We start from the raw sequence: 21,657 nt of genomic DNA on the forward strand, positions 1-21,657 counted from the left end.
TGTGGAGGCGGCAATTATCGTACTTAGCGATCTATTTTCTTCTTATTTTTCAGAGGATCCGAAAAAGCCGGAAAACAACTCTCCTACATGGATGACGGAAATACTGCCCTTGCAAAAGGAAAGGAGAGCAGTAATGGAAACGGGAATGCGTTTAAAATATCATCGTTCGAAACAGAAAATCAGTTTGGAAGAAGTCGCCTCTGGCATACTATCTCCCAGAGAACTTAAAAAAATGGAAAATGGCAGTAAAGATCCCGCTTTAAAAGACTTAGAAGCTTTATGCAAGAAACTAACTATACCTTTAGCACCTAAAGATAATCCAATAGGAAAGGTGCTTGTAAAAAACTTTAAAAATTCACTACTCCACCCGCAGAACAAAGCTAAAATCATGGAACAGTATACCGATATCCAAGGGCACCCCTTATTGCATGCAGACGAAGATGTGGAACTGGAGTATAGTATTCAGCAGATTAGGTATTTTATTATCATCGGAGATTTGGATAGTGCCGAAGAGAAGATTAAAGAAATGGAACGTTTCAGAGAGTTTATGAATCAAGAGCAGTTCTATTTATTTCATAAATACAACGGAAACTACAATTACATTCTCAACGATTTTGAAAAAGCTCTCAAAACTTACCTTGTCGCTGAAAAAATAGCGCCTAATACAATTTCTGCTTCAGAACTTGGCGATCTTTATTACTCAATTGGAATTTCCAGCACCAAATGCAGAGAAACAGAAATGGCTTTTAAGTATTCCGAAATGGCGTTGAAGATTTATCAGCAAGAGTTCATACCAAAGCGTATAGTAGAATGTCATTTAAATATAGCAATCACTCACCAACATTTCGGTAATTTCAGGATGTCGATGGAGCATTACAAAAATGCTTTGACAATAGGCAATAAACTAGAGATTGATATTCTGCGTTTTACGACAGAATTTAATCTAGGGTATTCTTACTTTATATACCAAAATTACAATCTTTCAGTTGTTCACATTGAAAATTCATTAAAATATATTCACCCAGAATATACAGCAGACCTTTTATCAAGTTATTGCATTTTAATTAAATGTCAATATGAGTTAAACAACTTTGACGCTGCAAAAGTATGGATTCGTAAAGGCTTAGAAATAGTGGAAAATAAGAAATTAAATATCCATTCTCCGACTAACCACATATTTAAAGAAGCTTACATTGAATTTATTTGCTTGGTACACCTCTTGGACGAAAACTATGAAGATTTCGAAAACTATGTTCTAAGAAAATTAATTCCTAGTCTTGAGGCTACAGGCAATTACTTCGAAAGCGGCTATTATTTCGGACATTTAGGGCAAATATTTTATGAGCAAGAACGTTATAAAGAGTCAGCTGAAATCATGAACAAAGCAAGAGAATCATATAAGAATATTAATATTTTATTTAGGGAGTGAAAGTGATGAAAAAAGGAATAACAATTTTATTTTTCTCTATCCTTGCAATAAGCACTTTATCATTTGACAATAATACAAATTCAACAGATGAATTTGCTGTCCAGGCCCGGGTTCCTGAGCCTTGGTCTACCGGCACCGAAGTCGCTGTCCAGGCTCGTGTTCCTGAGCCTTGGTCTACCGGCACCGAAGTCGCTGTCCAAGCTCGTGTTCCTGAGCCTTGGTCTACCGGCACCGAAGTCGCTGTCCAGGCTCGTGTTCCTGAGCCTTGGTCTACCGGTACCGAAGTCGCCGTCCAGGCTCGTGTTCCTGAGCCTTGGTCTACCGGCACCGAAGTCGCTGTCCAGGCTCGTGTTCCTGAGCCTTGGTCTACCGGTACCGAAGTCGCCGTCCAGGCTCGTGTTCCTGAGCCTTGGTCTGTTAAAAACCACCAAGCTTAATAGTTTTATCCCACAGAAGGTCGTCGCTTTTTTATATAGCGGCGGCCTTTTATCTTTCTCAAAGAGACTCAATCCCCTCACGAACGGAGAGACTCATATGAGTAATGGGAATACCTTTTCCTTACCTACTGACTATGAAGTTATGCGAAAGGTTAATTTAGCCAAAGACAAGCACTTTATTCTATTGATTCAACTCTGCTTTATTTTCACCACTGGTACCCTAATCAGCTTCGCTTTGTGGGTTGACTTCCCCCTGTCAAACGGAATGAATCCATTTTCCTTATTTTTGATTACCATCTTTTGGTTTTAATTTACATGGCTCTTCATGAACTGACCCATGCCTTCTTTATCAATATTTTTTCGGCAGGCGTCCTTCCTTTTGGATTCGGTTTCCTTTTCTTTCAGTCGGTAGTGAAGCTTACTTTGATCGAAGAAGTTTTATCATTATCGCATTAGCACCTGTTCTGGTATGGGGCATATCGCTGTCTTTTTACTATTAATTGTTCCCACACAGATTTCCCTCAGCTTTTATATACTTCTTACCCTAAACTTTGCTGGGTCAGCCGGTGATTACGTATAGGAGTCTTATATTGCCTTCACCTCTCCAGCAGGCATATTGTTTCAAGACAACGGAAAGGAGACGACGCTGTATATGCCAGTAGACAGCAAAAAAAGAGCCAAGAAAAAGTCAATCCCCGGATCTTTTTTGTTTGGTTCTATGTTATTCATTATTGATTTTGTTTTTTGTCAACTAAGCATTCATCTACAAAACGCTTGAAAATATTCATAGAAGCGTCGTCACCTTGAAGAGCAAATTCTTCTGGATGCCATTGGATGCCCATTGCGAATTGATGGTGCTTACTTTCCAGTGCCTCCACCAGTCCATCAGAAGCTTTCGCAGCCACAGTCAATTGGTCTGATACATCTTTAACTCCTTGATGGTGGAAAGAGTTTACATTGAATTTTTTCTCTTTCATAATATCATACAACAAACTATTTTCTTCCAAAATTACCGAGTGGGTGCGATGAGTCCGCATTGCCATTTGCTTGTGTTGGTGCAGTTCGCCTTCAAATTGAGCCTCTAAGTCTTGATAATTGGTACCGCCCAATGAAATATTGAACATTTGGAGTCCGCGGCACATTCCGATAAACGGTTTGTCCAGCTCAAGGAATTTTAAGATCAATTCTTTTTCATACTCATCACTGCCTGGATATACAGCTCCAAGACGTAAATGAGGTTCTTCTCCGTACAGTGTCGGGTTAATGTCCCCTCCACCCGTGACAATCAGTCCATCCAAACGTTCACATAGCAATGGGATATCTTCTTTGTCTACAATTGGTACAATCAGCGGCAAGCCGCCTGCCTTCAGAATTGCTCTGCCGTATACTGGATCTAATGAATAGGTTTGATCTTCTTCTACACGTGCTGTTATGCCGATTACTGGTTTGTTTTTAACTGTCATTGTAGCTTCCTCTTTTCTACTTAATCACATTGTCCATCAGTTTATATACCCATTATCGTAAAACAAATAAACATCTTGTTGCATTCCCTACTATTGTCATGACTTGTATTAGTAGTATTGTTAGCTACTATCCATTTGTGATGTGTTCGAAACCAAAAAAACCCTTTTAAGGGTCTGTTTCAGCAGGATTTATCTCTCTTCTTCTATCACAGGATCAAAGCGGAACCGATTTAAATCGATTTGATCATTTCCGTCTACTTCCACTCCTTCACTTTGCAGTGAGATCCTTTGGAAAAGTCGGGACTCTTCATCCCTTAGCACAATTTGCCCTTGTGCGTTAACGATTCTATGCCAAGGCAATTCATGCTTGGCACTCATGCTGTGGAGTATTCTTGTTACTTGCCTAGCCGCTCGCGGACTTCCAGCCGTTGCCGCGATTTGGCCATAGGTCATTATTTTGCCTGCTGGAATTTGCTTTATAACGTTCAAAGCTTTTTCAGTAAAAGTTTGCATTTATTTCATCCATCCCATTGCCATTGTGATTCTGCTTATTTTTTCTCTTTTTTAATTTTTTCTAACAAGCTCCCATTTTCATATTCTGCAAGGAGTTCTTGTGCAAATTCATATAATGACAACTTTCCCGCATCTATATCCAGCCCACCGCTTTCGGCGTGTTTGCATTTATAATACTCTACCATCCGCTCAACCAATTCTTCAAGCCCTTGAAGTGATTGTTCATTTTCATGCTGTAATGGACGTGACAAATCGATGCCTTTCGCTTCATTTAAATATAGAAATTTCATCTGGTCTATATTATCAACTGCCTGATCAAATAGCTGCTGGTTCTTATCCAAGCGATAAAAATTTCTCCAAAAAACAAAAATTTCCTTTGCTACTCCTAACTTTTTTGCTCCAAGAGACGCATTTAACCCTTCGACTACACAGATTTCATACATAATTTTTCTTAAAGATTTTTTATATTCTCGTTCTACAACACCCTTATATTGCATGTATCTCATCATTATACCTCCCAGGAATAACTTTGATGTTTATGCTTTTCCACTCAAATGCAGCCTAAATGTTTCGGTATCTTCGAGCAATGTCGTTGTCTTCTAAAGAAACCAATTTGTTATAGATTTGCTGATTGTGTACTTGCTGCCCTATATAGAAAACAGCCGGTTTGCAATTGGCAATTCTTTTTTTTGTTTTTTTCTCCCTATTTGTATCTCCTTGAAAATCGCTGCCTAAGTGAAAAAAAGCGTAGTAATTTTCTTCTCCCCACTCAGCAACTTTCAAAAGCAGGGTCCTCATAGTATCATCGCTGTCTGCTTCAGACAAACTGCCTTCCAGATGAAAGTAAATGGTGTCTCCCATCGCCAGAATATAGCAGGCCGATACAAGTTTGTTTTCATGATAGGCACCAAATAAATGAAGATTAGATCCCATCGAACTGATCAATGTTTCAAAATAATCGTTTGTGAAAAAGTAATAACTGTCTGCTTCTTCTCTTCGTCTTGCAGCAGAGTAATACAACACAAGAAATTCAAACATATGGCGCACAGTTCCCAATTTTTTCACTGTCAAATTCGAACCTTTTTCATTGTCCTCATTAGATAGCTGAGAATTTTTCACAGAACCAAAATAATCTTTTAGCTTGATTGAGAAAGTTTCATACAGCGGAGAAATTTCCAGGTGATCTTTAAAAAAACAGGCATTTTCTTTCAAAGGATGAAAGCGGATATATTCAGCAATAATTCTCTCATTCTCACAATACTCAACAAAAGCTTTCCTGAAGTTGGTAGCCAAATCCATATGATTTTTCCCCGCTTTTAATATCGGTCCTCCATAACCGAAAGGGGTCGTAGTATCAAAATAAGGGGTGTCCACTTCATTTAATTGTCGCTTAATAAAAGGATAAGCAACTTCTCCATCATCGTCTTTATAGTAAAAAAGAAAAGCTTCTCCTGGATCTAATTTCAGAGCACTTAAAAAATACTGGCTAGTATAATAAATATCTGATACTTGTAAAATGTCGAGAATCTTTTGCCAACGACCATGCTCTTGTATAGCTATTAGTTCGTACATACATTCCACCCCTGCTTTACCTTGAAAATCATTTGAATACTGTCTGCAACTGATTTTCTTTTTTTCGTATAACTCTATTTGTGGAATCGACAGCAGCTTTAACTGCAACAGTGCTGAATGTTATAAGAATACTGAAAATAAAACCACAAGCTGCCGCTATAGCTAAGCCAAGCGTCAGTCCTTGTTGGCTGAGAATTACTTCTTTATCTTCCGATAATGCCTGCGAAATAATATTCACATGATCAGCTTTCAATGAGGCTTTTACTTCATTTTGAAAGATAAATCCTATTGTATTGGCAATTTTCGCTGATACATAGCTGTCATCGGAAGAAACAGTAATCGTTAAAACTGGTGAATTATCGGTATGGGTCACATTGATTTGTTTCTGTAAATCGGCGACGGAACTTTCCAATCCTAGTTCTTTTTTCACTTTCAATAGTATTTCAGGACTTATTGCAAAACTTGCATAGGCTTCGATAATCTGAGAGTCTATCTTACTGCTTTCCACTGCTAAGTGTGGCGTAGCGGACGCTGACTCTTCAATGAGCATTTGGCTCGATGCCTGATACTGCGGTTTAAGAATAAAAGCAAATACGACCCATACTCCCAACATTAGAAGAAGTGTGAAGGCAAACGCTATGCGGACATGATTTTTCAAGTTTATCAATGGATGCACTATAACTTTGTTATCTGCCATCAGGTTCTCCCTCCTTTATTCGAAAACATATGGATTATTTGCATTTATTTCTAAAAATTCAGATTATAATAGTTCATTTATATCATATTTCCTTGATTCAATCTACCCTTTTTAGGATATTTTTTTAATTATTCTTAAAAAATATAAGTATTTAGTCTTCTAATATAAATAAAATTATAAAAAATTCCTTTAAAATAGTTCATTATAACTAATATTGTTTCTTTTTCTTCACTAGTTCTTAAGGCTTACTCTATTATCGGAAATGTCTGCTCTTCCTTTTGTCTTCACCCCATTAATTTTTCTTGTTTAATCTTAGATACAAAAAAGCATCCCTCATTGGAGATGAGAGATGCTTTTACTGCTATTTTTACCATAAGCCGATGATGCCGTTTCTTCGGTATATTACTTCTTTCGACTCGAGTGTCTTCAAAACCTTAGTTAAAGTCTGATGTGAAATATTAATGTCTGCAGTAATTTCTTTAATTGTTTTAAAAAGAACACCCTCTGATGAAGCATTTTTCAGAAAATAATGTACGAATTTTTCTCCAATTTCTGCTGTTTTTTCAGTTTCTGATGAAAAATATTCACGGGAGTCATTGAGAATTTTATCTTCTGAAAAAACTTTTGCATGGCTATGCACTTGGTTTTCCATTACTTTCATCTAACCACCTCCAAAAATTCCAGCCCTTCACGCGCTTGTTATTTATATACCCTTTCTTTATAAAAATATACACACTATATCAATTAATACTGATAATTCCAAAATTAATAAATGATATCCATTATAAGGATTTTTTATCCTATTGATACAAAAAACCCTCAGAAAAGAAGATCCTTGTCTGAGGGTTCTGGCTTAAAAAGAGCTAGAATGCTTATTTCTCCATTGCGTCTTCAATAAAATCTTTCAGTACATGAATGCCTGTCACACAATCATTTAGGGAAGACCATTCTTTTGGGTTGTGGCTGATACCATCTTTGCTTTTTACAAAGAGCATTGCTACTGGGATAAAACGTCCAAGGTTCATAGCATCGTGTCCTGCTCCACTCGGAATATACGTTGGCGTAATTCCGAATTTTTCTAAGGAAGCAGCCAAGCGTTTTTGTAAATCTTCCGCGATTGGTACTGGCTTTATGCGTGTGTTCAGTTTGATATTGGAAGGGATATCATGTTTTGCTGCAATTTTTTCTGCCTGCTCGACCAGCTGATCGATGAGGCGGTCTCTCGGTTCTTCTTTAATGTCTCGAATATCGACGAGCATTCTCACTTTTTCCGGAATGACATTCGCACCGTTTGGAAAGACATCCAACTTCCCAACCGTGGCCACAGCTGTGTCGCTAATCCCTTTTGGAAATTCAGGAATTGACTGGAGAAACTCTGCTGCCGCTACAAGAGAATCTTTTCTTCCAATCATTGGTGTATTTCCGGCATGCCCTGCTTCTCCGATAAATTCCACTTCGAGCCAGGCAGGACCCGCAATGCCCGTGACGATCCCAACAGACTGATTTGCTTTTTCCAGTTTCTTACCTTGTTCGATATGCACTTCTACAAATAATTCCAATTCGTTTATATTCCTTTTAGCTGCTTTAAAAGCCTCTAAGGTACTGCCATAATGGGCTAAAACCTGTTCAAGAGTTTCTCCATTGTAATCCCGGAGCTGTGACATTTCCTGTTCAGAGATGGCCCCTGTCATCGCTTGGCTTCCGGTTAATCCACTATTGAAACGCGAGCCTTCTTCGTCAGAAAAAATGATAACCTCATAGGGTTTTTCTGGAATATAACCAGTTTCCTTCCACGATTCCACTACTTCTAAAGCAGACAACACTCCAAGAGGACCATCAAAATTCCCGCCATTTGGAACACTGTCGACGTGGGATCCCGATGCAATAGCTCGCCCGCTATTTTTCCCTTTTAATCTAGCGGTAATGTTGCCTGCTCCATCTTCAGAAACCGTTAATCCGGCATCCGCCATCCATTTTTTGACTAGTGTTTTCGCTTCTTTTTCTTCGTTTGAAAAGCCAGGCCGCTTAACGCCGCCAACTTGTATAAATCCAATTTGTGACAATTCGAATAATCTTCTTGCAATGCGCTCTCCATGAATCCCTGAATGATCAAGGGTATTATCGTAGTCTTTCATTAACTCTTCGTATAAAGGATTATTGTGATTTACTGGCATAGTGTCCTCCTTGATTTTGACTAATACTCTTGATTCTATTATTTGGTTAGAAATGACCACGCATACTGTGCGTAAAGTTCTGCACCTGTTGCCATCGCGTCTTCGTCAACATTAAACTTTCCGTGATGATGAGCCCACTGCGTGTCTTTCTCAGCGTTTCCACTTCCTACTAATGCAAAGCTTCCAGGTACTTCATCAAGATAAAATGAAAAATCTTCTCCACCCATTGTAGGTTTTTCATCGTAAATAGAGTCTTTACTAAATGCTTCGATTGCCACTTCTTGGACTAATTGTGCACTTTCTAATCCATTGATAACAGCTTGTGTGCCTCTAATATAGTCAACTTCTGCAGTACCTCCATATATCGCAGCTGTGTGATCCGCATAAACTTGCAACTGCTTTTCAATATGATCACGGATTGCAGGATCAAAGCATCGCACCGTGCCGTGCCGTGCCTTCGATTTCCGCATTTTCAGCGATGATGTTACAGCGAGTTCCTACAACCATCTTACCAACTGTTACCACCGCTGACTGCTGCGGGTCGACCGTGCGAGAAACGATCGATTGCACATTCATGACGAAAGAAGAAGCGATAATTGCCGCGTCAATACTAGCTTGTGGCATCGCTCCTTGACCTTTAAAACGGACCTTAAAAATATCGGCTGACGCAAATGAAGGTCCCGGACTGCAAGCCACTTTATTCGTATCGCCTTGAGACCAGATATGAATACCGAAAACATTGTCGACTCCTTTTACGGCACCCTGCTCGACCAGTGCTTTAGCGCCAGTCGCTACTTCTTCAGCAGGCTGAAAGACGACGGATTTGAATCATTTCTTCGCTATTTTCTTTAATTGCATTTTTTATCGTTTGGTTGATCATATTGAATTTACTCCGATTTTCTGTTTTTACTTATACAAAAGCTGAAAACTCGTCTACTAAAATTCCTATTTATAGGAACCCTACGAATATACCGGCTAATATAACGGAAACAATGGTAACTGTGATAAAGCCCGCCACCAGCATCGGAGGCAGCATATGGCTGGTCAAAACTTCACGTTCTTCTTCGTCTTTTGTCAATGAATTAATCACTTCCACTGTAATGATATAATCTGCAGGGAATCCATAAAGAGCGGTCAAAGAAACCGCAAATGCCATCTCTTTACTGACTTTAAGAAGTCTTCCGATGAAGAATGAAAAAATATACATACCGATCACACCGATGACGATACAACCGATTAATGGGTAAAGGATTTCTAGCATCATACTTGGCGTAGCATTTTTCAAGCCGTCGAAAATATAAAGCAATAAGCCCATGATTGCGAATCCAAAACCGTTCGCTTTTTGCAATGGGTGGCGTTCAAGAAAACCAATGCTGCGTGCAATAACACCAAATAGCAAGCACAGGACGAATGGGCTGATTTCCACGATTGGAGCAGCTAGCGTCGATGTCAAGTAGGCCAGGTAACCAACCAAGGCCAAACGGAAAAACTTAAAGAAATCGGTATTGTATTTATCTGGCATCTTCGCAAACATACGCGGTTCATTAACCGTTTTGCCCGTTTTGCCTTTTTGTTCGCCAGGTACTTGCTTCGCTGTCAATTCGTTGTTTCTGTATTTGTTCAAAAGGTTTTGGCCTTCTTTTTTCAGCATAATTGAAGTCAGTGGATAGCCTGCAAATCCTTGCACCACATAAATAACGATGGCAAAGACCGCGAGAGTTGGAAGTCCAGCTGCAGCTGCCCCTTCTGACATGATTAATGCAGAAACCAGTCCCCCGACCAATGGCGGGATAGCCACTACGACCGTTTCGAAATCAAATAGTAAAATCCCGATGCTGAACAATGCTGCAATTATTCCAAGAATACCTGATATGGCAATCAAGATTGTCTTCCATTGGTTTTTCAATTCTTCCAAAGACAATAAAGTACCCATATTTGTAATCAATAAATAAATAAGCATAACCGCAACTGCCGGCGGTACACCCGCTATTGCGACAATTTCAGGAGGGAAGAATGTCCAATATCCCAGCAGAAACAGTACCCCACTGATGAATATAGAAGGAATCCAAGCTTTTGTGCGAGTTGAAATTGCCTCGCCGATAAATAATACAAGAATTAAAATTGTCAATGCCAGCATCTGAGCCATTTTCTGTTCCTCCTTTTCTCTTTCCAATAGCAGTTAAGCTATCATCTTTAATTGTTTAAATTAAAGATTTGTATAATGATGCAATACTAGCACAATATTAAAGCACAATAAATAGAATAAAAAGACTATTTTGAAATAACGATAAATCGAATTCTATTCATCTTCTTTAAAGCGATTCAAAAATTCTCTATTGCTATCAAGATTACCTTTTATTTTTACCAAAAATCTTCGGACTCCTTGGTTGACTTCTCTTCAAACGTTTACCTGCCGGACAATAGAGGTATTTAGTTGGAATAAGTACAAATCAAAAGGAGGAATCAATCAAATGGATGGCAGACATTATATCAATGGGGAATGGACGGATACAGGTGATGGCAAAATTGAAGTGATGAATCCCGCAACTGGTGAAGTCATCGGATCAGTACCTAACGGAGGCGAACAAGAAGCTACAACAGCAATTGAAGCTGCTGCTGCAGCCTTTCCAGAATGGTCGAAGACAACCGCCTATCATCGTGCTGAGATTCTGGTGAAGTGGCATGACCTACTGCTTGATCACAAAGAAGAAATTGGTGAAATTTTAACAAAAGAAATGGGCAAGCCTCTTGCCGAAGCTATTGGAGAAATAGAGTATTCTGCTTCGTTCGTCTCGTGGTTTGCTGAGGAAGGCAAGCGCATGTATGGTCGGACAATTCCAGCAAGCAAGGACGGCAAACGCATTCAGATCAATAAACAGCCGGTGGGTGTAGTAGTATCCATCACGCCGTGGAATTTCCCGGCAGCAATGATGGCTAGAAAAATGGCCCCCGCTCTTGCTGCTGGCTGTACATTTGTTGCCAAGCCGGCAAAAATGACTCCGCTAACTGCCGTTAAAATGTACGAACTTGCGATTGAAGCCGGATTCCCTAGAGGCGTCATCAACTTAGTAACCGGTAGCGCCAGTAAGATTGGTAAGGTTTTCACCAGTCATCCCGATGTTCGTAAGCTAACGTTTACCGGTTCGACTGAAATTGGCAAAGAATTGATGAAGCAAGCGTCGGAAACCATGTTGAACCTTTCTCTCGAATTAGGTGGACACGCACCCATCATCGTTTTAGAAGATGCGGACATGGATTTAGCCATTGAAGGTGTCATGGCGTCCAAATTCCGGAATGCCGGACAGACTTGCGTGTGCGGCAATCGAATTTATGTACAGCAAAGCATAGTCGAGGAATTTTCACAGAAACTCCAGCAAGCTGCCGGCAATTTGAAAGTTGGCAATGGACTAGAAGAAGGCGTGCAAATTGGACCTTTGGTCGATAAAGACGGCTATGAAAAAGTTGAGAAACATGTCCAAGATGCTGTTGAAAAAGGAGCAAAAGTTTTAGTTGGTGGAGATGGACATTCAAAAAACAATGCCTATTATTATAATCCAACGGTTTTGATTGATGCTACATCTGATATGCTGGTGATGAACGAGGAAACCTTTGGCCCTGTAGCTCCAATCATGTCTTTTGAAACCGATGAAGAGGCGGTCAAATTGGCAAATGATACGCGTTTCGGATTAGCAGCTTATTTCTTCACCAAAAGCATGTCTCGTGGAACTTATTTATCTGAAAGTCTGGATTATGGAATTGTCGGCTGGAACGACGGAGCTCCTTCTTCAGCACAGGCTCCATTCGGTGGTATGAAAGAAAGCGGCGTCGGACGTGAAGGCGGTCAAGAAGGATTAGATGCATTCTTGGAAACCAAATATATTTCCATAAAAGTATAAGAAAAGTGCTAGCAAATTCAAATCAAAAAAGAAGCGGTCGGAAATTTCCCGGTCCGCTTCTTTTTTCGTTTTACACAACTGTTTCACCTATTTTAATGCCGGTTGAAGAAGGTCTGATGGCCAGGCATTCATAGAGTGGGAATTTCGCAGCTAATTGCGCTGCCACCCTTTTTTCCTGCCCTTTTTTTACAGCGATGAACAAAGAAGGTCCTGCTCCACTGATTGCCGAGCCAAAGACGTCTAATTCGAGGCAGCTTTGTTGTATGGCATCAAAATCAGGAAAATGGTCTTTACGATAAGGCTCATGAAAAACATCTTTCTGCATCATTCGTCCCGCCACTTTCCAGTCTCCCCTTACTAAAGCGGCTGCCATTGTATTGCCGGCTGCGCTGCCGCGTATAGTGGTTTTATACGCTAAAACTTCTGGCAATAAATTGCGTGATTCGACTGTCAGAAATTCAGTAGGAGGAACCAGAATGACCACGCCAATCTCCACTTCCGGAACATGAACGATTTCTAAATCTTCTTCATCAAAATAAGAAATTGTCAAACCACCAAGAAGTGACGCTGAGATATTGTCCGGATGGCCTTCTAGTTCTGTTCCAATCCTCAGTTTTTCTTTCATGGGTAGCTGCAAGCCGATCAACCGATCCGCAATTTCAATTCCTGCAGCGATTGCCGATGCACTACTTCCAAGGCCCCTACTTAATGGAATATCTGTATCCACCATTAATTTGGCAGTTGGCAGCGGATGTCCATACTTATCCGCAACTGCTTGTGCAGTCGTGACAATCAGATTATCTGTGCCGCTTGCAATCTGCTGATAAGCAGGATCTTTGTATTCGACAAGCCAAGCAGTTGCTGGTGATGCATGAACAAGCATATAGATGTCCAATGCCAGACCAATTGAATCAAAACCTGGACCGAGATTAGCCGTTGAAGCAGGAACAGTCACTGAAAACTCTTTCCAGTTCATATTTTCACTCCTTTTTTTAAATCCTCCCAGAAACGCTCCATATCTTCCGGAACGAGAAGTGCTTTGTGTTGATTAACTGAAATTGCCGTTTCAGGATCTTTCAAGCCGTTACCTGTCAAGACAGCCACAACTTTCGAACCTTTTTCCAACATGCCACTTTCAACTTGTTTTTTGATGCCCGCAATAGAAGCACAAGATGCCGGTTCAGCAAATAGGCCTTCAGTTCGAGCCAAGAGCTGATAAGCTTCGAGGATTTCTTCGTCAGTAGCTGCTAAAATGGTACCATTTGATTGATCTAAAGCATCGAGCGCCAGTTGCCAACTTGCCGGATTGCCGATGCGAATAGCGGTTGCAACTGTCTCTGGATTTTCTACAACTTTATTATGAACGATTGGTGCTGCACCCGCTGCCTGGATACCTAAAAGTACCGGACGTTTTTCGCCAGTGCGCTCCGCATATTCTGTAAAGCCTTTCCAGGAGGCTGAAATGTTGCCCGCGTTACCGACTGGCAATGCAAAGATATCTGGTACTTGCCCCAATTGGTCAATGACTTCAAATGCGATTGTTTTCTGTCCCTCTAAGCGGTAAGGATTGACTGAATTAACCAAAGCGATTCCTGCTTCTTGACCAACTTCACGCACCATCTGCAGCGCTTCATCAAAATTTCCTTTGATTTCAAGGATTTCCGCTCCGTACATTTTGGCTTGCGCTAGTTTCCCGAGCGCAATGCGGCCTTCTGGAATGACGACGATGGTCCGCATGCCTGCTCTCGCACCGTATGCTGCGGCCGAGGCCGATGTATTGCCGGTTGAAGCGCAAATCAATACGGTCTTGCCTTCTTCTTTGGCTTTTGCAACAGCCATCACCATGCCTCGGTCTTTAAATGAACCCGTTGGATTTGCACCTTCTAGTTTTACGTAAAGGTCAATTCCCCATTCTTTTGACAGTTTCTCCAAATGTACAAGCGGTGTATTGCCTTCTTGCAAAGTCAGTGGAGGCGTATTTTCTGTAATGGGCAGCCATTCTTTATGTTCTTCGATCAATCCTTGCCATCTCATGCTGTTTCCTCTCCTTCTATGCGGTAATGGCTAATGACGCTCGCCGTTCCTTCCAAATCACTCAATACGTCCAAATGTTGCTGTCGAGAAATTTGATGAGTCAGCAAGACCAATTCAGCCTTGTCAACTTCTCCGGCAGGCGACTGCATGACCGATTGGATGCTGGCCTCATGCTTGCTATAGATCGATGTCATTTTTGATAAAACACCAACTTCATCATTTACTAGCAAGCGGTGGAAATATTTTGAAAACCGTTTTGATTCCGGTTTGATGACACGCACATGTTGCGCTGAATGGGCACGTTTTCCGTTGACGCCGAGTTGCAGGTTGCGACATGCTGCGATAATGTCAGATACGACAGACGTCGCTGTTGGCAAAGATCCTGCTCCCGGACCATAGAGCATGGTCTCACCTACAGCATCCCCATATATGTATACTGCATTAAATTCGTTGTTCACAGCTGCAAGCGGATGTGAGTTTGCCAGGAAGATCGGTTCTACTGACACTTCGATTCCATCTTCATCTTTCGTTGAAGAACCGACCATTTTCATGGTATACCCGAATTTATTCGCTAGTTCCAAATCGCCATCACGAATTTCTTTCATTCCTCTCACCAGCACATCATCCAAATGGACTTCTGTCGAGAATGCTAGTGAAGACAGAATGACCATCTTCCGCGCTGCGTCAATGCCATCAACATCTGCTGAAGGATCTGCTTCAGCGTATCCCAATTCAGTCGCTTCAGCTAATGCATCTTCATAAGTCATATTTTCTTTTTTCATCTTTGTCAATATGAAATTTGTTGTGCCGTTGACAATTCCCATCAAACTAGAGATTCGGTCAGAAGCCAGGCCATCTTCTAATGTGCGAATGATCGGCACACCGCCAGCAACACTTGCCTCATAGAAAAGATCGCATTTTTCGAAGTCCGCCAATTTTAATAATTCATGACCATATTCTGCCATGACATCTTTATTGGCGGTAACGACTTGTTTACCTGCTCTGAGCGCTTTTTCGATAGCTGATTTTGCACCGTCTATGCCGCCCATTACTTCAACAATGATGTCGAGAGAAGAATCATTCAATATTTCTTCTATATCCGTCGTGAATACACTCGGATCTAAACTAGAAAGCCGGTCCTTATTTGTATCTCTGACCAGTACTTTTCCGATTGAAACCTGGGCACCTAATTTATGATGCAAATCCTGCTGATGCTGCTGGATGATTTTAGCAACTCCGCTGCCCACCGTTCCAAGGCCTAATAATCCGATTGAAATTTCATTTTTCATTGACGATTCCCCCCATGGTGTGTACACTGTGAAAAAACAACTGTTTTTGTCATAGGGACATTATAGTATTATATTTTAGTTAAAACAACCCTTTTGCAGACTATTAAAAAAGATGGGACTTGATTGGATGAAAGTGAGCAAATTTGGCGGTACTTCAGTAGCTAGTGCACAACAGATAAAAAAAGTAGCGGCAATCGTTAAAGCGGAGCCTTCCCGCAAGATTGTCGTCGTCTCCGCTCCCGGCAAGCGATTTGATGGAGATGTAAAAGTGACGGATCTGCTGATTAACTTGTCAGCCACCGCACTCCGGGATGAACCGACCGAAGCTCCTCTTGCCAAAGTCTTGGGACGCTATTCGGAAATTGCAGATGAATTAGGGCTAGCCAATGACATCCAAAAAGTCATCGAAACTGACCTTATGAACCGTCTTCAATCCGATAAAAGTTCTCCCCCTCTTTTTGCGGACCTGATCAAAGCAAGCGGCGAAGACAACGCTGCAAAATTGATCGCCGCTTACCTGACATCCATCGGTCTCGCCGCCGAATACGTTAATCCGTTTGATGCCGGTTTGTTTGTAAATGGCTTGCCTGAACGGGCACAGGCGCTCCCTGAGGCTTATGATCGTCTGGCAGCATTGGGCAATAAAGAAACCATCACAGTCTTCCCTGGCTTTTTCGGTTATACAAAAGAAGGCTTGCTGCGGACATTCGAACGCGGCGGATCAGATATCACAGGCTCAATTCTGGCAGCTGCAGTCAAGGCGGAGCTCTATGAAAACTTTACCGATGTTGACTGTGTGTTTGCGGCAAATCCGCGTGTCGTCGAAAATCCTGTCGAAATCGAACAGATGACTTATCGGGAAATGCGGGAACTTTCATATGCTGGATTTGCGGTTCTGCACGATGAAGCCTTGATGCCTGTTTTTAAAGCGGCGGTTCCTTTATGCATCCGCAATACCAATAATCCAGCAGCTCCAGGAACTATGATTGTCGCAGAGCGCAATCATTCGCTGCGCCCTGTTACTGGAATCTCCGCAGACAGCGGCTTCTCAACGCTCTACGTCAGTAAATACTTGATGAACCGTGAAATTGGTTTTGGCCGCAGATTACTTCAAATATTGGAAGACGAAGAAATTTCATATGAACATATCCCATCTGGTATCGATAACCTTTCCGTTATTTTGCGCAGCCATCAATTGACTGCCGATAAAGAGCAGCGAATTGTTGATCGTGTGAAAACAGAGCTTCTGGCTGATGATGTCCATATCCGAAGTGATTTTTCAATGATTGTCCTCGTTGGAGAAGGCATGAACAATACCAAGGGTCTGACTGCCCGCGCAGCGAATGCGTTTGCCAGAACCGGAGTCAATATTGAAATGATTAATCAGGGTTCTTCCGAAGTGAGTTTGGTGTTCGGTATCTTGAAAGAAGATGAGCAAAAAATATTGAACGAATTGTACAAAGAATTCTTTGAGCCTGTTTTGGTTCATTAAACAATACTTTCAACTCTTGAGCTTACGGGCTCAGGAGTTTTTTATTAGATTCAGTTGACTTCAGCATAAAACATTTCTTGTTTAATTGATCCAGCTTATTTATTTCTGAAAATTATGATAATATAGAGCTATTCTGAGAGGAGGAAGATTGATGACTGGTATTATCAAGCCCACCCCGAAATTGTACGTGATGGATAACGGTACGTTGAGTATGGATAAAAATTTCATGATTTCCATGCATAACCCAGCAAGTGTAGAACATCCGAATCAGCCAAGTGAAATGGTGACGTTTCCTGTTTACACGGTATTAATTGATCATCCAGAAGGCAAGATTTTATTTGACACCGCATGCAACCCAAATTCAATGGGGGCTGAAGGTCGCTGGGGAAAAGTAACGCAATCTCTTTTTCCAATTGATATGCCAGAAGAATGCTATTTGCATAACCGTTTAGATGAGCTCGGCGTTCGTCCAGAAGACATTAAATATGTTGTAGCTTCTCATCTCCATTTGGATCATGCAGGCTGCCTCGAGCTGTTTACCAACGCGACCATCATTGTTCACGAAGATGAATTGAATGGAGCTTTGCAAACCTATGCCAGAAATACTAAAGAAGGTGCTTATATTTGGGGTGACATTGATGCTTGGATCAAAAACAATCTACAATGGAAAACCGTTAAACGAACAGAAGATGGACTTCAACTAGCTGAAGGAATCAAACTGCTGAATTTCGGCAGTGGTCATGCCTGGGGAATGCTCGGACTGCAAATTCAACTTCCCGAAACTGGCGGCATTATTCTTGCTTCTGATGCGATTTATACTGCAGAAAGCTTTGGCCCGCCAGTTAAACCACCTGGGATTTTATACGATTCTGTCGGCTATACTTCAGCTGTTGAAAAAATTCGCAGACTTTCACAAGAAACCAATTCAGATGTTTGGTTTGGTCATGATGCCGATCAATTTAAGACTTTCCGCAAATCGACTGAAGGCTATTACGAGTAAATAACTCAATACGAGTTTTGTCTGTAAAAACTCAAAAGCCCTTCGCCCGGGAATGGCAAAGGGCTTTTATATTTTTATGTCCATCTTTCAATAACTGGGCCATTATTACCGAAAACAGGATCCAATTTCGGCAATGGCGTATGTTGTATATCTTCCAATACGTAGGGACGCTCTCCAGGTTCTCCGGTCTTCAGGTTATAGGAGACGCCGCCTGCATAAGCTCCGACAATTTCAAAATCGCCGCTAGCTTCCAGTTTCTTGTGACCGGTTCCCGCAGGCAGCAGCAAAACATCCCCCGCTGCTACTGGTAACGCTTCACCCTGCTCACCCCCAATTTGTAAAGTCGCAGATCCGCTGCGCACCCCTAAGACTTCGTGCGTGTTGCTATGGTAATGGTGGTAACCAAAAACACCGCCGGTCCAGCTGTTTGTCCAATCATGGCTGTTGAACACTGTTTCAATTTCCTGTAGATTTTCTGCGAAGACTGCCGGATAAACAATCACTGCAAGCGAAGGATTGTTCGGAATTGAGCCATCGTCTTCGAATCGAAAAAATTGCGGATTCCACATGTTGTTCAACTCCTTGTCTTTTAAGGAACTTTACCCGCATGGCAACAGAATAATCAAGGATTTTACAAATTATTTTAAGTTTCGAATGAATTTTTCCATTCGATCCATGCCTTCTTCAAGGTCCGTCATGCTACAGGCATAAGAAATTCGTATAAATCCTTCTCCGTAACGTGTAAATGCAGAGCCCGGCACCGCAGCCACACCTCCCTCTTTCAATAACCGCATAGCGAATTCAAAAGAAGTCATGCCGAATTTCTCAATCGAAGGGAAAATGTAAAATGCACCTTTCGGCAAGACAACATCAATGCCCATCGCTGTTAAACGGCTATAAACAAAATCTCTTCGTTGAATATATTCTTTATTCATTTCAGCGGGAACATGGCGCTGATTTTTTATCGCTTCAAATGCTGCAAATTGACCTGGAACAGAAGCGCAAATGGCATTATACTGATGGACTTTCAAGACATGCTTCATATACATTTCCGGCCCCAGCACAAAACCGATTCTCCAGCCTGTCATCGAGTGCGATTTCGATAGACCATGAACTAAGAATGTGCGGTTGCGCAATTTTTCAAAGTGAGCTACAGTAACATGTTTCCCCTCATATGAGTTTTCACTATAAATTTCATCGGTGACGACAAAAACCTGGTGTCTCTCTAGTACAGCGGCGATTTTTTCCAGCTGGGTAGATTCCATTATGACACCTGTGGGATTAGATGGAAAATTCATCAATATCGCTTTAGTCCGACCTGTGAACAAGCTTTCCAACCGCTGCGGATCAGGTTGGAAACCGGTATCTGACATGTCCAAGTAAACCACTTTACCGCCGCATAGCTTAATAATTGGTTCGTATCCGGGGTAGGCAGGAGCAGGTAAAATGACTTCGTCGCCTTCTTCTAAAATTGCTCGAAAAAGAGAATCTAAGCCTTCACTCGCACCATTAGTAACAATGATTTCTGTTTTTGGTTCAAAGTTCAACTCATACGTATCCTGAAAAAAAGAGGCGATTTCTGTCCGTAATTCGAGCAGGCCCGCATTATGTGTATAGGTGGTGTGATTGTTCCGGATAGCCTCAATCGCGGCTTGTTTGACCGCTTCAGGAGTCGGGAAATCAGGCTGTCCAATTGTTAAGTTAATGGCATCTGGAAAATCGGCCAATTGATTTGAAAACTGACGAATGCCCGAAATTTGAATAGATTCGATTCGACTATTGATTGATATGCTCATGAGTGACAACCTTTCTTTTGACTAAGTTTGACAACACAATTTACTCAGACAGTAAACACTGCCGTTATTCATAAAGTCCCGGTAACCATAAAGACAGCGCAGGAATAAATGTGATGATCAATAGACATATTATCATCGACAGCAGGAATGGCAGAACTGCAAAAGCAATCCGTTCAAAGCGGACACCGCCAACACTCGAAGCCACAAATAGATTGACTCCAAGCGGCGGCGTAACAAAACCAATAGCCAAGTTAGCCACAAGGATAACACCAAAGTGAACCGGATCCACTCCGACAGTCACGACAATTGGCAAAAGAATCGGGGTCAGGACAACTAGCGCTGAAATGGTGTCGATAAACATCCCCACCACAAGCAGCAATAGATTAATTGCCAACAGGATAACCAACGGATTGCTCGATAAGGCAATCAAATAATCGGAAATTTCTCCCGGAATCTGTTCGATCGTCATAAAGTACGCAAATGATACCGATAAACCAATAATGATCATTGTGGTGGCATTGATGACGATTGCCTGTCTGAAGCTTTCATAAAGCCCCTTCCAGGATAATTCCTTATAAACAAATTTGCCAATAATTATAGCATATACTACTGCCACAACAGCAGCTTCTGTAGGTGAAAAAATTCCGCCATATATTCCGCCAAGAATGATGACCGGAATCAGCAGAGCCCATTTCGCATCCCAAAAAGTTTTAAGGACGTCCTTAAACTTGAAAGATGATGCTTCTCCAGGCTCAGGTTTATACCCACGCTTTTTGGAAATAAGGTAAGCTGTAAGCAGCAGTCCGGATCCAATAATCAGCCCAGGAATGATGCCCGCTAGGAACATACTGCCGACCGAAACACCCCCGATAACACCATACAGCACAAACGGAATACTCGGCGGAATAATAACGCCGATAGATCCTGCCGCAGCTGCAACTGCAGAAGCAAAGCCTCCATCATAATTACGGGCAATCATCGCCGGAATCATAAAGCTACCGATCGCCGCTACAGTTGCCGGACCTGAACCTGAAATCGCTGCGAAAAACATACAGGCAACGATTGTTACCATACCCAATCCGCCGGTCATCCAGCCGACCAAAGCCGACGCGAACGCTAGTAGCCGTTTAGAAACCCCACCTTTACCCATGAGAATTCCAGCAAGCATAAAGAATGGAATCGCCAGCAGCGGAAATGAGTCCAGTGAAGTAAACGCTTTTTGTGTAATGATGCTAAGGGGCAGGTTCGTGCCGAAATAAATGGCTGTCAAAGCTGAGACACCGAGCGCAATCGCAATCGGAACACCAATAAACAAACAAATAAATAAAGTGCCGAATAACAGAGCTATTGTCATGCTGGAATGTCCCCTCCTTTATGCATCTCATAATCGCCTTTCCAGATTTTGAACAATTGCTGAATCAGCCTGATACACATTCCAATTCCGCCTAATGGAATCGCCAGAAATGGAATCCACATCGGCAGTTGCATTGCAGGAGTAACTTGGCCATTGGTAATACTGCTCAAAACGAGATCTGTTCCAAAGTAGGCCAGGAACAAAGCCATCGCAAACCAGATCGCCAACGTAATCGTTTCCAAAATTTTTCTCGGCAATCCTTTAAAGCGGGTGATGAATGCCTCAACGCGTATATGTTCCCGTAATTTCACGGCATAGCTTGCCCCAATCCATACTTGGAAAATATGTATGTAGCGGGCCATCTCTTCTGTCCAGCTTGGCGCATCGGAAAAAACATAGCGTCCAACGACCTGTCCAAAGATTAAAGCCACCATAACCACTAATGTCAGGACCAGAAAGGCTTCCTCTGCCTTTTCGAACTTCTTGATCATTGCTGCACTTCCTTTCATTA

Annotated in this window: 20 protein-coding genes and 1 pseudogene; 4 read left to right on the plus strand and 17 right to left on the minus strand. The window is 41.7% G+C overall.

The genetic code is table 11. The features are described 5' to 3' along the window. The first annotated feature begins 133 nt into the window (after nucleotides 1-133). A complete protein-coding gene (locus BBH88_RS13240; RefSeq protein ID WP_065536705.1) occupies nucleotides 134-1,429 on the plus strand; it encodes a helix-turn-helix domain-containing protein in 1,296 nt (431 codons plus the stop codon). Here BBH88_RS13240 and BBH88_RS19665 read toward each other — a convergent pair. The 10 genes and pseudogenes from BBH88_RS19665 to BBH88_RS13295 all read right to left on the minus strand — a co-directional run bounded on the left by BBH88_RS19665 (nucleotide 1,419) and on the right by BBH88_RS13295 (nucleotide 10,431). Next, on the minus strand, nucleotides 1,419-1,757 hold the full coding sequence (locus BBH88_RS19665; RefSeq protein ID WP_238323312.1) for a hypothetical protein: 339 nt from the start codon (nucleotides 1,755-1,757) through the stop codon (nucleotides 1,419-1,421). The genes BBH88_RS13240 and BBH88_RS19665 overlap by 11 nt on opposite strands. Before the next feature lie 837 nt (nucleotides 1,758-2,594). Beyond that, nucleotides 2,595-3,329, minus strand: a complete 735-nt coding sequence (locus BBH88_RS13255) for a gamma-glutamyl-gamma-aminobutyrate hydrolase family protein (RefSeq protein WP_006829480.1) — start codon at nucleotides 3,327-3,329, stop codon at nucleotides 2,595-2,597. 189 nt (nucleotides 3,330-3,518) lie between these two features. Then, a complete protein-coding gene (locus BBH88_RS13260) occupies nucleotides 3,519-3,842 on the minus strand; it encodes an MGMT family protein (RefSeq protein ID WP_006829479.1) in 324 nt (107 codons plus the stop codon). A 35-nt stretch (nucleotides 3,843-3,877) separates the two neighbouring features. Next, nucleotides 3,878-4,351, minus strand: a complete 474-nt coding sequence (locus BBH88_RS13265; RefSeq protein ID WP_238323314.1) for a hypothetical protein — start codon at nucleotides 4,349-4,351, stop codon at nucleotides 3,878-3,880. A 52-nt stretch (nucleotides 4,352-4,403) separates the two neighbouring features. Continuing rightward, nucleotides 4,404-5,414 (minus strand): GNAT family N-acetyltransferase, encoded by a 1,011-nt coding sequence (locus tag BBH88_RS13270; RefSeq protein ID WP_006829477.1) that lies wholly within the window; start codon nucleotides 5,412-5,414, stop codon nucleotides 4,404-4,406. A gap of 28 nt (nucleotides 5,415-5,442) precedes the next feature. Continuing rightward, nucleotides 5,443-6,111, minus strand: coding sequence for a YveK family protein (locus BBH88_RS13275; RefSeq protein WP_065536703.1), 669 nt, complete (start codon nucleotides 6,109-6,111; stop codon nucleotides 5,443-5,445). 367 nt (nucleotides 6,112-6,478) lie between these two features. Next, a complete protein-coding gene (locus tag BBH88_RS13280; RefSeq protein WP_065536702.1) occupies nucleotides 6,479-6,772 on the minus strand; it encodes a replication/maintenance protein RepL in 294 nt (97 codons plus the stop codon). A gap of 211 nt (nucleotides 6,773-6,983) precedes the next feature. Beyond that, nucleotides 6,984-8,285, minus strand: coding sequence for a Zn-dependent hydrolase (locus BBH88_RS13285; protein WP_006829474.1), 1,302 nt, complete (start codon nucleotides 8,283-8,285; stop codon nucleotides 6,984-6,986). Nucleotides 8,286-8,323: 38 nt separating this feature from the next. Beyond that, a pseudogene (locus BBH88_RS13290) lies at nucleotides 8,324-9,104 on the minus strand (amidohydrolase); the annotation flags it as partial. 130 nt (nucleotides 9,105-9,234) lie between these two features. Next, the gene (locus BBH88_RS13295) at nucleotides 9,235-10,431 is read right to left on the minus strand and encodes a hypothetical protein (protein ID WP_065536701.1); all 1,197 of its coding nucleotides are present in this window, start codon (nucleotides 10,429-10,431) and stop codon (nucleotides 9,235-9,237) included. Between the two features lie 325 nt (nucleotides 10,432-10,756). Here BBH88_RS13295 and BBH88_RS13300 point away from each other — a divergent pair, with 325 nt between their 5' ends. Next, nucleotides 10,757-12,181, plus strand: a complete 1,425-nt coding sequence (locus BBH88_RS13300) for an NAD-dependent succinate-semialdehyde dehydrogenase (protein ID WP_065536700.1) — start codon at nucleotides 10,757-10,759, stop codon at nucleotides 12,179-12,181. A gap of 70 nt (nucleotides 12,182-12,251) precedes the next feature. Here BBH88_RS13300 and thrB read toward each other — a convergent pair whose 3' ends face one another. Genes thrB through BBH88_RS13315 form a run of 3 tightly spaced genes read right to left on the minus strand, consistent with a single transcriptional unit; the run spans nucleotide 12,252 to nucleotide 15,504 of the window. After that, nucleotides 12,252-13,157, minus strand: coding sequence for a homoserine kinase (gene thrB / locus BBH88_RS13305; RefSeq protein ID WP_006829469.1), 906 nt, complete (start codon nucleotides 13,155-13,157; stop codon nucleotides 12,252-12,254). Then, nucleotides 13,154-14,215, minus strand: a complete 1,062-nt coding sequence (gene thrC / locus BBH88_RS13310) for a threonine synthase (RefSeq protein ID WP_006829468.1) — start codon at nucleotides 14,213-14,215, stop codon at nucleotides 13,154-13,156. Before thrC ends, thrB begins: the two co-directional genes overlap by 4 nt. After that, entirely contained in the window at nucleotides 14,212-15,504 is a 1,293-nt protein-coding gene (locus BBH88_RS13315; RefSeq protein WP_006829467.1) for a homoserine dehydrogenase, read from the minus strand. The genes thrC and BBH88_RS13315 overlap by 4 nt, the downstream gene beginning before the upstream one ends. A 127-nt stretch (nucleotides 15,505-15,631) precedes the next feature. On the opposite strand from BBH88_RS13315, the gene BBH88_RS13320 reads away from it, so the two are divergent. Both BBH88_RS13320 and ahlS read left to right on the plus strand, forming a co-directional pair. After that, nucleotides 15,632-16,996: an aspartate kinase gene (locus tag BBH88_RS13320; protein WP_040852172.1), complete on the plus strand. Its 1,365-nt coding sequence runs from the start codon at nucleotides 15,632-15,634 to the stop codon at nucleotides 16,994-16,996. A gap of 151 nt (nucleotides 16,997-17,147) precedes the next feature. Beyond that, entirely contained in the window at nucleotides 17,148-17,996 is an 849-nt protein-coding gene (gene ahlS, locus BBH88_RS13325) for an AhlS family quorum-quenching N-acyl homoserine lactonase (protein ID WP_065536699.1), read from the plus strand. Between the two features lie 74 nt (nucleotides 17,997-18,070). Here ahlS and BBH88_RS13330 read toward each other — a convergent pair whose 3' ends face one another. From BBH88_RS13330 to BBH88_RS13345, 4 genes are all read right to left on the minus strand, one after another. Continuing rightward, nucleotides 18,071-18,565, minus strand: a complete 495-nt coding sequence (locus BBH88_RS13330) for a cupin domain-containing protein (protein ID WP_154669163.1) — start codon at nucleotides 18,563-18,565, stop codon at nucleotides 18,071-18,073. 69 nt (nucleotides 18,566-18,634) lie between these two features. Beyond that, nucleotides 18,635-19,792, minus strand: coding sequence for an aminotransferase class I/II-fold pyridoxal phosphate-dependent enzyme (locus tag BBH88_RS13335; RefSeq protein ID WP_065536697.1), 1,158 nt, complete (start codon nucleotides 19,790-19,792; stop codon nucleotides 18,635-18,637). Between the two features lie 64 nt (nucleotides 19,793-19,856). Then, the gene (locus BBH88_RS13340; RefSeq protein WP_006829462.1) at nucleotides 19,857-21,146 is read right to left on the minus strand and encodes a TRAP transporter large permease; all 1,290 of its coding nucleotides are present in this window, start codon (nucleotides 21,144-21,146) and stop codon (nucleotides 19,857-19,859) included. Beyond that, the gene (locus BBH88_RS13345) at nucleotides 21,143-21,637 is read right to left on the minus strand and encodes a TRAP transporter small permease (protein WP_006829461.1); all 495 of its coding nucleotides are present in this window, start codon (nucleotides 21,635-21,637) and stop codon (nucleotides 21,143-21,145) included. Before BBH88_RS13345 ends, BBH88_RS13340 begins: the two co-directional genes overlap by 4 nt. Nucleotides 21,638-21,657 lie beyond the last annotated feature (20 nt).

It is taken from the genome of Planococcus antarcticus DSM 14505, from assembly GCF_001687565.2.
Lineage (GTDB): Bacteria > Bacillota > Bacilli > Bacillales_A > Planococcaceae > Planococcus > Planococcus antarcticus.

Bases quoted from the DNA above. Each gene is read 5' to 3' on its own strand.
- BBH88_RS13240 (WP_065536705.1), top strand. From the start codon at position 134: ATGGAAACGGGAATGCGTTTAAAATATCATCGTTCGAAACAGAAAATC.
- BBH88_RS13255 (WP_006829480.1), bottom strand. From the start codon at position 3,329: ATGACAGTTAAAAACAAACCAGTAATCGGCATAACAGCACGTGTAGAA.
- BBH88_RS13260 (WP_006829479.1), bottom strand. From the start codon at position 3,842: ATGCAAACTTTTACTGAAAAAGCTTTGAACGTTATAAAGCAAATTCCA.
- BBH88_RS13265 (WP_238323314.1), bottom strand. From the start codon at position 4,351: ATGATGAGATACATGCAATATAAGGGTGTTGTAGAACGAGAATATAAA.
- BBH88_RS13270 (WP_006829477.1), bottom strand. From the start codon at position 5,414: ATGTACGAACTAATAGCTATACAAGAGCATGGTCGTTGGCAAAAGATT.
- BBH88_RS13275 (WP_065536703.1), bottom strand. From the start codon at position 6,111: ATGGCAGATAACAAAGTTATAGTGCATCCATTGATAAACTTGAAAAAT.
- BBH88_RS13280 (WP_065536702.1), bottom strand. From the start codon at position 6,772: ATGAAAGTAATGGAAAACCAAGTGCATAGCCATGCAAAAGTTTTTTCA.
- BBH88_RS13285 (WP_006829474.1), bottom strand. From the start codon at position 8,285: ATGCCAGTAAATCACAATAATCCTTTATACGAAGAGTTAATGAAAGAC.
- BBH88_RS13295 (WP_065536701.1), bottom strand. From the start codon at position 10,431: ATGGCTCAGATGCTGGCATTGACAATTTTAATTCTTGTATTATTTATC.
- BBH88_RS13300 (WP_065536700.1), top strand. From the start codon at position 10,757: ATGGATGGCAGACATTATATCAATGGGGAATGGACGGATACAGGTGAT.
- thrB (WP_006829469.1), bottom strand. From the start codon at position 13,157: ATGAACTGGAAAGAGTTTTCAGTGACTGTTCCTGCTTCAACGGCTAAT.
- thrC (WP_006829468.1), bottom strand. From the start codon at position 14,215: ATGAGATGGCAAGGATTGATCGAAGAACATAAAGAATGGCTGCCCATT.
- BBH88_RS13315 (WP_006829467.1), bottom strand. From the start codon at position 15,504: ATGAAAAATGAAATTTCAATCGGATTATTAGGCCTTGGAACGGTGGGC.
- BBH88_RS13320 (WP_040852172.1), top strand. From the start codon at position 15,632: ATGAAAGTGAGCAAATTTGGCGGTACTTCAGTAGCTAGTGCACAACAG.
- ahlS (WP_065536699.1), top strand. From the start codon at position 17,148: ATGACTGGTATTATCAAGCCCACCCCGAAATTGTACGTGATGGATAAC.
- BBH88_RS13330 (WP_154669163.1), bottom strand. From the start codon at position 18,565: ATGTGGAATCCGCAATTTTTTCGATTCGAAGACGATGGCTCAATTCCG.
- BBH88_RS13335 (WP_065536697.1), bottom strand. From the start codon at position 19,792: ATGAGCATATCAATCAATAGTCGAATCGAATCTATTCAAATTTCGGGC.
- BBH88_RS13340 (WP_006829462.1), bottom strand. From the start codon at position 21,146: ATGACAATAGCTCTGTTATTCGGCACTTTATTTATTTGTTTGTTTATT.
- BBH88_RS13345 (WP_006829461.1), bottom strand. From the start codon at position 21,637: ATGATCAAGAAGTTCGAAAAGGCAGAGGAAGCCTTTCTGGTCCTGACA.